The sequence below is a fragment of the Actinocrispum sp. NPDC049592 genome, assembly GCF_040675465.1.
Lineage (GTDB): Bacteria > Actinomycetota > Actinomycetes > Mycobacteriales > Pseudonocardiaceae > Kibdelosporangium.
The window spans coordinates 230,304-243,175 of record NZ_JBFAPA010000006.1 but is presented as its reverse complement, the minus strand read 5'-3'; the positions used below and the strand labels follow the sequence as shown (position 1 = coordinate 243,175).

Annotated in this window: 9 protein-coding genes; 5 read left to right on the top strand and 4 right to left on the bottom strand. The window is 68.0% G+C overall.

Translation table 11 applies throughout. From position 1 onward, the window contains the following. Positions 1 to 80 precede the first annotated feature (80 nt). Genes AB0J95_RS17985 through AB0J95_RS17975 form a run of 3 tightly spaced genes read left to right on the top strand, consistent with a single transcriptional unit; the run spans position 81 to position 5,690 of the window. A complete protein-coding gene (locus AB0J95_RS17985) occupies positions 81 to 911 on the top strand; it encodes an ABC transporter permease (RefSeq protein WP_364758361.1) in 831 nt (276 codons plus the stop codon). A gap of 12 nt (positions 912 to 923) precedes the next feature. After that, positions 924 to 1,712, top strand: a complete 789-nt coding sequence (locus AB0J95_RS17980) for an ABC transporter permease (protein WP_364758359.1) — start codon at positions 924 to 926, stop codon at positions 1,710 to 1,712. 51 nt (positions 1,713 to 1,763) lie between these two features. Continuing rightward, a complete protein-coding gene (locus tag AB0J95_RS17975; RefSeq protein ID WP_364758358.1) occupies positions 1,764 to 5,690 on the top strand; it encodes a hypothetical protein in 3,927 nt (1,308 codons plus the stop codon). Here AB0J95_RS17975 and AB0J95_RS17970 read toward each other — a convergent pair. From AB0J95_RS17970 to AB0J95_RS17960, 3 genes are all read right to left on the bottom strand, one after another. Continuing rightward, positions 5,680 to 6,933 carry a DUF1501 domain-containing protein gene (locus tag AB0J95_RS17970; protein ID WP_364758356.1) on the bottom strand — a complete coding sequence of 418 codons (1,254 nt, stop codon included), beginning with the start codon at positions 6,931 to 6,933 and terminating at the stop codon, positions 5,680 to 5,682. The two genes, AB0J95_RS17975 and AB0J95_RS17970, sit on opposite strands and share 11 nt — an antisense overlap. An 11-nt stretch (positions 6,934 to 6,944) precedes the next feature. Further along, positions 6,945 to 8,171, bottom strand: coding sequence for a DUF1800 domain-containing protein (locus tag AB0J95_RS17965; RefSeq protein WP_364758354.1), 1,227 nt, complete (start codon positions 8,169 to 8,171; stop codon positions 6,945 to 6,947). Positions 8,172 to 8,270: 99 nt separating this feature from the next. Continuing rightward, positions 8,271 to 9,218, bottom strand: coding sequence for an alpha/beta hydrolase (locus AB0J95_RS17960; protein ID WP_364758352.1), 948 nt, complete (start codon positions 9,216 to 9,218; stop codon positions 8,271 to 8,273). 137 nt (positions 9,219 to 9,355) lie between these two features. On the opposite strand from AB0J95_RS17960, the gene AB0J95_RS17955 reads away from it, so the two are divergent. Both AB0J95_RS17955 and cpt read left to right on the top strand, forming a co-directional pair. Continuing rightward, a complete protein-coding gene (locus tag AB0J95_RS17955) occupies positions 9,356 to 9,799 on the top strand; it encodes a MarR family transcriptional regulator (RefSeq protein WP_364758350.1) in 444 nt (147 codons plus the stop codon). A 162-nt stretch (positions 9,800 to 9,961) separates the two neighbouring features. Further along, a complete protein-coding gene (gene cpt / locus AB0J95_RS17950) occupies positions 9,962 to 10,483 on the top strand; it encodes a chloramphenicol phosphotransferase CPT (protein ID WP_364758348.1) in 522 nt (173 codons plus the stop codon). A 155-nt stretch (positions 10,484 to 10,638) separates the two neighbouring features. On the opposite strand, the gene AB0J95_RS17945 is transcribed toward cpt, so the two are convergent. Next, positions 10,639 to 12,789: an FUSC family protein gene (locus AB0J95_RS17945; protein ID WP_364758346.1), complete on the bottom strand. Its 2,151-nt coding sequence runs from the start codon at positions 12,787 to 12,789 to the stop codon at positions 10,639 to 10,641. Positions 12,790 to 12,872 lie beyond the last annotated feature (83 nt).

Below are 12,872 nucleotides of genomic sequence, written 5' to 3'. Positions count from 1 at the left end.
ACTTGTCCACAGCCGGTTCCCGCGCAGGCTTGCCTTACGCCGGAACCATTGCCGTACGCTGGAAATCGGGGGCCGGAGGCATGACCGCGTTCTTCTTCCGCAGGCCCAGGCTCCGGCTCGGTATCCTGCTGTCCGCGCCGATGTTGTGGCTGGGGCTGGCGTATCTCGGGGCGCTCGCCGCCTTGTTCATCACGGCGTTCTGGCGCACGGATGTGTTCACCGGGCAGGTGGTCACCGACTGGTCGCTGGACAACTTCGCGACGCTGTTCTCCGACGCGGTGTACCGCACGATCACGTTCCGCACCTTGGGGATCGCCATCCTGGTCACGGTGATCGACGCGGTGATCGCGTTCCCGATGGCCTACGCGATGGCCAAGCTCGCGAAGCCGAGAACCCAGCGGATCCTGGTGATCGCGATCATGACCCCGCTGTGGGCGAGCTACCTGGTGAAGGCCTACGCGTGGCGGAGTATGTTGTCCGGCAACGGAGTCCTGCACGTGTTCGGCATCGGCTACGGGGTCACGGCGACCATCATCACGTTGTCGTACCTGTGGCTGCCGTACATGATCCTGCCGATCTACGCGGGTCTCGAACGGCTGCCACAGTCCATGGTGGACGCTTCCGGTGACCTTGGCGCGCGGTCGTTCCGCACGTTCCGGTCGGTGATCCTGCCGCTGGCGTTCCCGGCGATCGTGGCCGGGTCGATCTTCACGTTCTCCCTTTCCCTGGGCGACTACATCACGGTGAAGATCGTCGGCGGCACCAGCCAGATGCTCGGCAACGTGGTCTACGACAACATCGGCGCGGCCAACAACCTGCCGTTCGCCGCGACGGTGGCCACGGTCCCGGTCGTGATCATGCTCATCTACCTGGCCGCGGTGCGCCGCACCGGCGCGCTGGACAACCTCTAGGAGGCCGGAGAAGTGCGCATCCTGCTGCGGACCGCGCTGGGACTGGGCCTCGCGGTGATCTACTTCCCGCTCCTGGTGGTCCTGCTGAACTCCTTCAACGCCGACACCACGTTCGGCTGGCCGCCGACGAGGTTCACCGTCGAGTGGTGGCGCCGCGCGGTCACCAACGAAGGCGCGTTGAGTGCACTGTGGACATCCGTACTCGCGGGTCTTGCGGCCACCGCCATCGCGCTGGTGCTCGGCACGATGGCCTCGTTCGCCTTGCAGCGCTACAAGTTCTTCGGCCGCGACCCGATCTCGTTGCTGATCATCCTGCCGATCGCGTTGCCCGGCATCGTCACCGGCATCGCCCTGAACAACGCGTTCCGCACCATCCTGGGCATCGACCTCGGCCTGATCACCGCGATCATCGCGCACGCCACGTTTTGCATTGTCGTGGTGTTCAACAACGTTGTCGCGCGCCTGCGCCGGATGGGCGGCAACCTCGAGGAGGCGTCGATGGACCTCGGCGCCACCGGCCCGACCACGTTCCGCCTGGTCACCTTCCCGATGCTGCGTTCGGCCCTGCTCGCCGGCGGCCTGCTCGCCTTCGCCCTGTCCTTCGACGAGATCATCGTGACCACCTTCACCCTCGGCACCGGCCTGGAGACGCTGCCGATCTGGATCTACAACAACCTTTTCCGCCCCAACCAAGCCCCCGTCGTCAACGTCGTGGCCGCTGTCCTGATCATCGTCTCCACCGTCCCCGTCTACCTCGCGCAACGCCTCTCCGGCGACACCGCCAGCGGCGGCCGCCTCTGACCTCGGCTACTGTCAACCGGATGCGGCCGAGCACGAGGCGGGGCGAGGGGCATGGCGGACGACGAACGGACGTCGATTCACAACGAGATCAGCGGCACCACCGCGAACTCCTTCCAGTTCGGGCAGACTGGTGACGTCTATATCTCGGTCACCGGTCAGCCCGTTGAACCACCGCCGGTGACCTCGGCGAACCCCTGGTGTGGGCTCGCCGAGACCCACATCGCCTGGGACCACACGGAAGATCGCGGCAAGCTGCGGCCAACAGTCGTGGAGATCGCCGGAAAGCTGTACGACCACTGGCAAACGCTCGCGGCCAAGCTCGCCGATGACCCGTGGCTGGACCCTGAGTTCGCCACCCGCATGACACGGGAACTCAGACAGCGGATCAGCCATCTCGGCCGCCCGGTGGAGTTCTCCCTGCTCGAAGCCGCGCTGCTGATCTTGACGCCGATGGTGCATCAGGTCTGGTCGGCCGAGCGGGTCGTTGAGTCGCTGGATGTCGGCCCTACTGACCTCCGGCTGCTCGCTTCGGCTAGTCACCGGCTCGGCTACGAGCGGTTCCTCGTCGGTCCGGAGCAGAGCAGGCTGGTGAACCGCACCGAATTCGTGCACCTCGATGACCGCGGCGGGGACGAGAGTGGGAAGGCGATCGGCTGGTGGCTGTTCCACCAGTGGATCAAGGGCTTTCCGCCCGATCGCACCGAACGTTCTTTGCCCGCGGAAAATCCGATGCTCCGCAGCGTGCTCACCCGGACGATCCGCAAGATCACCGCGCTGTTCCGGCTGACTCCGGATCAGCTGCGCGACCGCGAGACCCGGCACAACCTGGACATCCACGCCCGGTACTCGGCGGGCATCACCGGTGACGTGCAGAAAGTCGATGAGGAGCGGGTCGCGCTGCTGCTCGTGGTGGCGCATCAGCTGGCCATCGACCTCATGCGGTTACCGATGACGCTGGTCGAGCATTTTGGCATCCCCCGGCCGGTCGACATGAAGCAGGTCAAGGCGACGATCCGCGACGCTCGCTGGGAACCGTCGGGAGCGGATCTCAGCCTGGTCGCCGAGTGCCACCACGAAGCCGTCCTGGAGTCGCTGAGCAGCCACGTCGACAGCACAATGGCCCTGCTCGCGGCCATCCGGACGACGAACGTCGACCTGCTGGTCAACCTCCCCGCAGCAGCCTCGGCCGACGCTGTCAAAGCCGCGGACGCCCAGAACTTCTCCCGACCGGTACCTCGGTTCCGCCTCGACGAGGCCCGGATCCGCGAACTGCTGATGGGCGAACAACTCTACGGCGACAAGTCCCTCGCCATCCGCGAGCTGTACCAGAACGCCCTGGACGCGTGCCGCTGGCGCAAAGCCCGGCATGAGGCGAGCGGCGACCGGGCGTGGACCGGCGAGATCCGGTTCTGGCAAGGCATGGAGAACGGCCGGCACGTCCTGAAGTGCAAGGACAACGGCATCGGCATGGGTGAATCCGACCTCCGCGAGGTCTTCTCCAGAGTGGGCGTCCGATTCCCCGACCGCCGCGAGTTCCACGACGAGGTAGCCGAATGGGCGGCCTCCGGCGTCCAGTTCATCCCGAACAGCCGCTACGGCATCGGCGTCCTGAGTTACTTCATGTTGGCCGACGAGATCCGCGTGACCACCCGTCGCATGGGCCGTGGCGACGACCCCACCGGCCCGGCGCTGGAAGTGCAGATCGCCGGCCCCGGTCACCTGTTCCGCATAGAGCCGTACACCGGTGACCAACGCGTCGGCACCGAAGTCACCCTCTACCTCCGTGACGGCAGCACCGCCCCATCATGCGTCGACGTCCTCCAACGCCTCCTCGGCATAGCCGAATTCGACACCCACGCCAACCACGACGGCGTCACGGATACGTGGGTCAGGTCCAAGTTCGAGGTCCGTCCATCGTGGGGCAGAACAGAACCCGGCATCGAGGTTTCCGGCGAGGTTGTCCCAGGCCCGGTGACGCCACAAGGACAGGTGGTCTGGTGCGCGAGCGGCGGCGGACTGCTCGTGGACGGCGTCCACGTGGGCCTGCCGAGAAGCAATCGTCTCACCGACAGCAAGATCAAAGGCGCCCTGGTGAACCTCACCGGACCGCCGGTGCCCTTGCTGACCGTCGATCGATCGTCGGTGCGTGAGGACATCACCGGCCGTATCTCGGCTCTGATGATCGATGCGGTTCCCGATCTCGTGTCCGCCCGCCCGTCGTTCCTCACCTACGAGTGGCTGTGCGACCTCGCGAAGGAGACTCCTGTTGCTGCCAATGCCCTGACGTCAGCCCTCGCGGACGCTGGTGCGGAGGTGACGGTTCGCGGTTCCCGGCTCGACGTACGCACTGTCGGATGCTTCCCGGAAGATCTGAAGGTGGTAGCGCGGTTCGATCTGACCGGGATGCCGCACAGCCAGGCGGAGCTCAGTGACCATGTGCTGCTCTGGCGGTTGCTTGCCATCGTCGGCGGCCACGCGGCACGGCCCGCGGTACCGCAGGACGAGGTACTCACCGCATTGCCGGCCGACGAGCTGCTGACCGATGCGATCCGGGTCCCCGCCGAGGTTCGCAACGGAAAAGTCGTGCAGATCCCTCCTGGCCGGATCGTTGACATGGCCGTCCGCCTGCAAGCCGGCCCGGCTGAGGTGGCCGACCGGATGAAGATCCTCGGTTTCGCGGCTGTCATACCCGGCTGGACCGACCATGCGGGGTCGGTCACACCGCAGGATCTAGTTCTGCTGAGCGGGAATCTCGACGGCACGGCGCCGTGGCTCGACCCGGGGGTACCGGTTCCCATGGGGCACCTGATCGCGGCCCATCGTGCCACCCGGATGCCGGTCCCGGACATCATCCGGCGGCTGGAGGAGTATGCGTTCGACACCCGGCAGCTGGCCGGAGATCACCGGTCGTTCACCTATCAGGACCAGTTCTTGACAAGTGCCTACTGCGACGGCAAGCCGCGGTGGCGCGACAGTGACTGGCGGGTACACCGTGGTCAGAGTATCCATGCCGCGTGCGAACTGCGGCTGTCAGTACCTGATGTCGTCGAACGATTGGCGTTCCTGGGATTTCAAGTGGATCCCTTCGACTCCGTGCCGGACTGGATCGCGGGAACGAAGTCTTCGGGCATTCTGAACATCCACCCGTTGATCCGGCAAGACGGCACTGTGGCACCGGTATGGGTGATGCTGGTCGCCTTCTCCTGGGGAATCCCACCAAGCGAGGCTGCCCGCCGGCTGACGGATCTTGGCTACGTGTCACCCGGCACCGAGGAACTGCCGGACCGGATCGAGGAGTTGGACGCCCGGTTGCTCGAGACGTTCGGGTTCTCGCTCGGTGTCGTGGGCAGAGTGCCGGTCGGGATCAGCCAGTTGCTCTCGGCAGCCGAACACGCGGGATGCGATCCGGCCACGGCCGCGCGGCGGCTGGCTTCGCTGGGCTTGAGCGTGCCGCCCGACGAAGTCGTGACCCGTGACTTCGACGCGTTCGATCGGTGGCTGGCCGGAGAATTGACAGGCCTCAGACAAGCAGACATCAGGTTCCGGTTGGCGCGGGTCGTGGTCGAAGCGGCGTGGCGGTTCGGCAAGTCCTGGGCGGAGAGCCTCGACCGTCTCCGCGGCCTGGGATACCGCGATCCGCTGTGGACACCGGCCACCGTGTCGCTCCTTCACGTCCTCGACGCGGCGGAGCAGGCCAAGCTGAGCGTGCGGGAGACGCTGGGCATCCTCACCGGCCTCGGCTTCGAGATCGCGCCCAGTGCAGTGCCGGAGCAGTGGTCCGACGCGCCGAACAAGAAGCTTCTGCGGCTTCTGGACCTGGACCGGGCCGTGTCTGTCGGCGATGTGCTTCGAACCGCGCTGATGTATGAGCTGACCATCCAGGACGTTGTCGATCGGCTGACCAGGCTTGGGTTGGAGGTGCCGGATATGGCGGCTGCGTTGCCGGAGTTGTTGGCGCGGGTGCCTTTCAGGCGGTGAGGAGGGCGTCTAGGCGGCCGGGGTGTTCGGACAGGATCTGGGCTGGGTCGGTGGTGAGGACGCGTTCCAGCAGGGTGGCGTAGATGTCGCGGAAGTCGGTTGTGGGTTTGAGGTCGCCGTTGTCCAGGTCGGTGAGGCTGGGTTGCTGGCCGTGGAAGCCGCCGAGGACTCGTTGGCCGAGCAGGAATGCGGGGCCGGCGGTGCCGTGGTCGGTGCCGTCGCTGGCGTTGGCGCGCACGCGGCGGCCGAACTCGGAGTAGACCATTGTCACCACGTCGTTGGCGCGGTTGCTGCGGTTGATCCGTTCCGTGAAGGCCGTGAGAGCGCTGTCCAGCTCGGACAGTAGGCGTTGCTGCGTGCCGCGTTCGTCCGCGTGGGTGTCAAACCCGCCCAGGGACACCGAGTAGGCGCGGGACGGGACGCCGGTCTCGATCAGGCCGGCGACGAGATCCAGTTGGGCGCCAAGGGCGCCGCGGCCACCGGCCGAGCCGCCCTTGCTGCGTTCCTCGTCGGTGGGCGGGTCCGGGTCGTGGGACTTGGCGTCTTTCAGGGCCTGCGCGGCCTCGGCGAGGTCGGTGATCGACTTGGCGGCCCGCGCGAAATCCGGGTTCTCGCCGACCTGCGGCTTGCCCAACGCCAGGAAAGCCTTGCCCAGCGCGCCTTGGGGGATCTGCAGGCCCGAGGCGGGCAGCGATGCGCCCGCGGTCTTCTCACCGGCCAGCAACGGAGGCAACACGGGTTCGACGGACAACGCGCGGATCGGGTCGTCGCCGGACGCGTCCAGCCACCGCCCCAGCCATCCGGTGGTGGACGGCGACTTGGGCGAAGCGGTCTGCCAGATGGCCATCGACCGGAAATGACTGTGATCGGGCTGCGGATAACCGACCCCGCGCACGATCGCCAGCTTCTTGGTGTCCCACAGCCCTTTCAAGCCCTTCATGCCCGGGTTCAGGCCTAGCCCCTCGCCCAGGTCCAGCACCTCGGACGGCTTGTACGCCAGATCCGGCCGAGCCGACTGATAGGCGGAGTCCGACGCGGGGATCACCGTGTTCAGCCCGTCATTGCCCCCGTACAACGTCACCACGACCAGGATGCCCGTGCCGGGCGGCAGTGGGTCGGAAGAGGCGCGGGCCAGCAAATCCGACCAGTTCACCTGAGTGGCGCCGACCCCCAGTGCGCCAGCGGCGGCGATCCCGGACCAGGTCAGGAACCTGCGGCGGGTGACCGGCTTCAGACCATCCACAACAGACACTCCTATCCGCTGACCACGTACTCGGGCGCGCACACCGCGACCGCCGCGAGCTGCCGGGGCTGACGCTCCAAAGGGGACAGAGCCGCGCGGGTGCGGTCACTCCAGTCCACGCCAAGCAGATCAGCCAGCGATGAGACCGAGAAACCGTCCACTTTGGCCGTGAGCAACCGGGCGACCTGAAGCCGTGACATCCCAGCGGCCGTGGTGAGCCACGCCGGACCGGAAGGCCAGCCACCCACGCTCGGCGGCAGGAACGGCACCTGTCCCATCCCGCGTAGCCCGGCCAGCAGCTTCTTCTGGTCCGCTGTGGACAGTTCCGACGGGCGGATCTTGAACGCACGCATGACCCCGACCACCCAATCGACCGGCTGCTTGACGACCGTGCTCGCCTCATCCCGGAACACAGGTTCGGCCGCGATGGCGCGCACCAAGGCATGTAAGTCGCGATTGGGGCCGTACGCGGTCACCAGGCGCACCAACACATCCTCGGCCGGGGGAGTCCGCCCGACGAACCGCGTCCACATCCGCTGCGCGATGAACCGCGGCGACGCCGGCCGACTGACCAGCAGGTCCACCAGGGAATGCGCGTCCAGTGGCCCGGTGGTGCCGAGCACGGTCTTCGAGCCGGGATCGTGCTGACGAGCCACCACTGAGGCGGTCATCGTCTGGCGGTCGACCTTCCACCCGGTCAACGCCCGCGCGGCCTCGCGGACATCCTGCTCGCTGTACTGCCCGACCCCGAGCGTGAACAGCTCCATGTACTCGCGGCCCAGGTTCTCGTTGGCCGCCTTGGCGGTGTTCTTCTGGCCGTCCAGCCAGATCAGCATCGCCGGGTCGACGATCATCGCCTGCGCCAGCGAAGTGAAATCACCCAGGCCGAGACGGCGGAGGGTCTCGTTCTGCGCGAGCATCAGCCCGGCGCCGCGGACCTTCTGCGCGCTGGTGGCGAAATGCCCGTGCCAGAACCAGGTCATCCGCTCGACCAGCGGCGAGTCGGTGGCCGCCATGCGGTCCAGCCACCACACCGTGATCGCGGTCTGCTGTTCCGGGTCCTTGGCCGCCTTCGGCTCGGGCTGCAGCTGCGGTGGTGGCGGCCCGCTGGGCGTGACATTGCCCAGTAAAGCGGCGCTGACCTGGTCGAACCGGGAGTTCAGCTCGCCCGGGCGCGGCCCCAGGCCGAAGCGCTCGTGCAGCCGCCGCACCGCGGCCCGTTCCCCGACGAAACCCATGCGCCCAGTCTCGCCGCGCCATTCGGGCCCGCGCCAGGCGTTCCACGGGCCCGAACAGAACTCTTACAAAGCCCGAACGTGGTCGGTCCAGCAGGCCAGTCAGGCCTGCAGAGCCTTCCGCAGCACGGTGATCGCCTGGGTGATGGCGGCTTCGGCGGCGTGGGTCGGGCGCAGGGCGTTGACCATCACGAAGTCGTGGATGATGCCCTGGTAGCGCACGGCGGTGACGGGCACACCGGCCTGGCGCAGCTTGGCGGCGTACGCCTCGCCCTCGTCACGCAGCACGTCGGCCTCGCCGGTGATCACCAGCGCGGGCGGCAGACCCCGCAGCTCGTCCACAGTGGCCCGCAGCGGCGAAGCGGTGATCTCGTTGCGCTGTGCGGGATCGGTCGTGTACTGGTCCCAGAACCACTGCATGCCCTCGCGGCCGAGGAAGTAGCCCTCGGCGAACAGGTGGTAGGACTCGGTGTCGAAGTTGGCGTCGGTGACCGGGTAGAACAGCACCTGCTGCTGGAAGGTGACGTCGCCGCGCTGCTTGGCCATCAGGGTCAGTGCCGCGGTCATGTTCCCGCCGACCGAGTCCCCGGCGATCGCGATCCGGCTGGTGTCCAGGTCGTGCGCGGCGCCCTTCTGCGCGACCCACTTGGCGACCGTGTAGTTCTGCTCGATGGCCACCGGGTAGCGGGCCTCCGGCGACCGGCTGTACTCGGGGAACACCACGGCCGCGCCCACGCCGACGGCCAGCTCACGCACGAGCCGCTCGTGGGTGTGGAAGTCGCCGAACACCCAGCCCGCACCGTGGATGTACACGATCACCGGCAGCACACCGGTGGCGCCGGCGGGCCGGACGATCCGGGTCTCCACGCCGTCGACGTCCAGCGTCTCGATGTCCGCGGCCGGCATGTCGACCGGACCGTCCTGGACCCCGTCGACGGCCAGGCGGCCCTCGGCGGGCGGCAGCTGGAACAGGTACGGCGGCTGGTCGGTGGCCTCGGCGAACGCCAGGGCCTCGGGCTCCAGGGCCAGCTTGCGCGGGTTGGCGGTCATTTCGTCCTCCTGGGAACGGGGTCGGGCTGACGAGAACGAAGCTAGCCCACAATTTGATTGTGTACAACTGAATTTGGACCAATGAGATGTAGAGCACTTGAGTTGCCCACCGTGACGGATTGACCCACAATCGGAGGATGGATTCGCTGAGGCTGGACGACCAGCTCTGTTTCGGGCTGTACGCGGCCTCGCGCGCGGTCACGTCGCTGTACCGGGTCGTGCTCGAGGACCTCGATCTGACCTACCCGCAGTACCTGGTGATGCTGGCGCTGTGGGAGGAGGACCACCGGCAGGTCAAGGAGCTGGGCGCCGAGCTCAGCCTCGACTCCGGCACGCTGTCGCCGCTGCTCAAGCGGCTCGAGGGCGCCGGTCTGGTCCGTCGCACCCGGCAGACCGACGATGAGCGGTCGGTCCGGATCAGCCTCACCCCCGAGGGGGTCGCGCTGAAGGAGAAGGCGCAGGGGGTCCCGTCGGTGATCGGCGCGGCGATGGCGCTCGACGAGGCCGAGCTGACCCGGATGCGCAAGTCGCTCGACCGGTTGACAGCATCTGTCAACGCCTATCGCGACTCCATCTCCTGACCCCACGACGTCAGCAGCGACCGGACCCGCGGACCATCCACAGAGGAGTCGACAGCACGACGATCATCCGCGTCCCTGGCAGGTCGGCTATGCGTTGTGCTCCAGTGCGCACAGCCGCGGGCGTCTCAGCCCGGCATTCCGCGATGTGCTGAACTGGCGCCTATGGCGACACAGGTGATCGTGCTCAACGGCGGGTCCAGCTCGGGCAAGTCCGGGATCGCCCGGTGCCTCCAGGCCATCCTGCCCGAGCCGTGGCTGGCTATCGGCGTGGACCTGTTGATCGACCTCATGCACCCTGCCAAGACCGGCATCGACTTCGGACCTGACGGCGAAGTGATTGTCGGACCACGGTTCCGGGCCGTCGAAGCGGCATGGATGACCGGCGTCGCCGCGATGGCCCGCGCCGGCGCGCACGTGATCATCGACGACGTTTTCCTTGGTGGCGCGGCATCCCAGCGGCGTTGGCTGGACGCATTGGCTGGGCTGGAAGTGTTGTGGGTCGGGGTGCGCTGTGCCAGTGCGGTCGCCGCGGGCAGGGAGATCGCCCGTGGCGACCGCGACTCGGGAATGGCTGTGGCTCAAGCCGAGGTGGTGCACCAAGGCGTGACCTACGACGTGGAGGTGGACACCACGCACACCGAATCGTTGGTGTGCGCGCGATCCATCGCCGCGCGGATCGGTTAGGCGGCGAGCCGGCAGGATGGCGCCCTGCACCGAAGCTCGACCGGTCGGTGGCTAGGAACGCCACCACCTCGGGCGAACCCGGGCGTCCCGCGGCCGGGCCGGGCCCGGGCTGACCGCGTTCACCCCGCACACCCAGCGGCCCGTACAGAGGCCGATCAGCCCAGGCCTGCCTGCAACCTGCGGACCGCGTCGAGGTGGTCGGCGGTCCAGATGACCTTGACCGCGGTGGCCGTGGCGTGCGGATCGTTGCCGTCGAGGTCGTGGCGGACCGCGTCGATCAGCTGGATGTCGTCGGTTTTGGCCAGGGGCTGCGGGACTTTCCCGCCGTTCGCGAGGGCGGCCGCGGTCTCGTCGTACCAGTCGACGAGTTGCTTGCCGGTCGCGAGAACGTTTCGGCGGGCCGCGGTGCGGTCGCCGGAGGAGGAGTCCTGTTCCCACAGGTCGAGGATGGCCTCCGCAGTCAACCTGATCACCGCAACGGCCGTGACCAGCGCCGAGACGCCCGCGAGGGTGACGTGTTTGGAGCCGCGTTCGGCCAGGTAGCTGCGGAACGCGTCGTCCATGCGGCGGGCCGAGGCGGCCGCTCGCTGCGCCTCCCCGGTGGGCGGCGGGGTCGCGGGCACGCACTCGTCACACCTGCTCACGCCGTAGTCGACGGCACTGCGCAGGTAGTGCGCGCTGTCGGTGAGGGCATCGGCAACGGCCCGTCGCATCGCCGGAGCCGCGCCGCGAGGCCAGAACAGGATTCCGACCGCCAGGCTGACCGCGCCGCCGATGGCCACGTCCTCGATCCGCACCAGCCCGGTCTGCCAGCCGGTCGGTTCGATGATGGTGAACAGGACCAGCAGCGTGATGGTGAACGCGGCCTGGCCCGCGGCGAACGAGATCACGGCCGGGGCCAGGCCGGCCAGGATGATCGCGAACGGCAGGAGGATCCACGAGATGGTCACGTTGGTGCCGATCGCCGAGACGAGCAGGCCGCCGAGCACGATGCCGACCGTGGTGCCGACCAGCGCGCGGAGGGTGTTCTGGCCGGTGCTCAGGGCGTTCGACCGCAGCACCGCCATCGACCCGAGGACCACCCAGAACGAGTGCCCGACCCCGCTGACGTACGAGACCAGCACGGCCACGCTCAACGCGATCGCGCCGCGGATGCTGTTGTGCAGCCACACGGAGTTGCGTTGCAGGTGGGCGCCGATGCGTTCGCGGAACGACCGGATCGTCGAGCCCGCGCCCGGCGGCTGCAGGCCGATCAGCTGCTGCCACCAGGTTCGTTTCCGGGCGGCCACCGACAGTTCGATGGTCTCGGCGATCTCGGTGATCGCGAAGGTCATCTCCTGGGCGCGGAAGCTGGGGTAGAGGTCCTGCACGAACTCCGTCGGTCCATAGTGGACGGGCAGGGTCGCGGTGACCTTCTTCTCCATGGCCGCGCGGGCGTTCCTGAGCTTCGTGAACTCCGCCGTCAGGTCACCGGTGCCGGTCTCCAGCAGGGCCGCCGCGCCTTCCAGCAGCTCGGCCCCGGCCACCTTGACCTCGCGCGCCACCGGGTTGGGGCGTCTGACCGGCATGTCCTCCATGATCGAGTCCAGCCAGACGATCTGGTCGACCAGCCGGACCAGCATGCGCGCCTGAGTGGTCAGGCCGGTGGGCCTGTAGGGCGTGGTGAAGAAGCCTCTCCTGAGGTCCTCCACGGCTTTCACGGACTCCTGCGCGAGTTCAGCCGAGTCCTCGCCGTCGAGGTGGGCCCGCAGCCGCCTCGCCATCAGGCTGCACGCCTTGGCGATCGGCGCGCGCAAGGGATCGACCGCGGGCGCGGGCCACAGCACGGAGATCGCGATCATCGTGACCGCACCTGCGAGCACCCACCCGCCGAGGCGGTCCGGCAGCGTGCTCAGCGGCCCGGGCAGGGACACAGGCAGGATGAAACTGATCAGCAGGGCCGTCGTGGCGCCCGCCAGCACCGAGCTGACCACCCCCACGAACAGGACCACGAACCCGACGACCAGCATCCCCACCGTCGCCAGCCACACGTACTGCGCCGCCAACGTCCCGAGCGTGATCAACACCGCCCCGGTGACGACCAGCATCCCCTGCGCGAGCAGCCGCTCCCGCATCGCCCCGCCGAAGTCCACGAACAGCAGCAGCGCCATCGACCCGAACGCGGCGAACATCGCCAGCACCGCGTCCCCGATCCCGCCCACCGCCACCCCGAACATCAGCGGCATCACGATCGCCGCCCGCCCCGCCCTCCTCAGCGCCGAGAACCCCGCATCCCGCCCCTGCACCCACCGGAAGATCGCACGCACGCGCCCACCATGAGCACCTGCCGCACCGCTGTCAACTTGGTTCAGCCCGGAGAGCGGCGGCGAATGTCGGGGTGGTCTGCTTA

Bases quoted from the DNA above. Each gene is read 5' to 3' on its own strand.
- AB0J95_RS17985 (WP_364758361.1), top strand. From the start codon at position 81: ATGACCGCGTTCTTCTTCCGCAGGCCCAGGCTCCGGCTCGGTATCCTG.
- AB0J95_RS17955 (WP_364758350.1), top strand. From the start codon at position 9,356: ATGGATTCGCTGAGGCTGGACGACCAGCTCTGTTTCGGGCTGTACGCG.
- AB0J95_RS17975 (WP_364758358.1), top strand. From the start codon at position 1,764: ATGGCGGACGACGAACGGACGTCGATTCACAACGAGATCAGCGGCACC.
- cpt (WP_364758348.1), top strand. From the start codon at position 9,962: ATGGCGACACAGGTGATCGTGCTCAACGGCGGGTCCAGCTCGGGCAAG.
- AB0J95_RS17960 (WP_364758352.1), bottom strand. From the start codon at position 9,218: ATGACCGCCAACCCGCGCAAGCTGGCCCTGGAGCCCGAGGCCCTGGCG.
- AB0J95_RS17965 (WP_364758354.1), bottom strand. From the start codon at position 8,171: ATGGGTTTCGTCGGGGAACGGGCCGCGGTGCGGCGGCTGCACGAGCGC.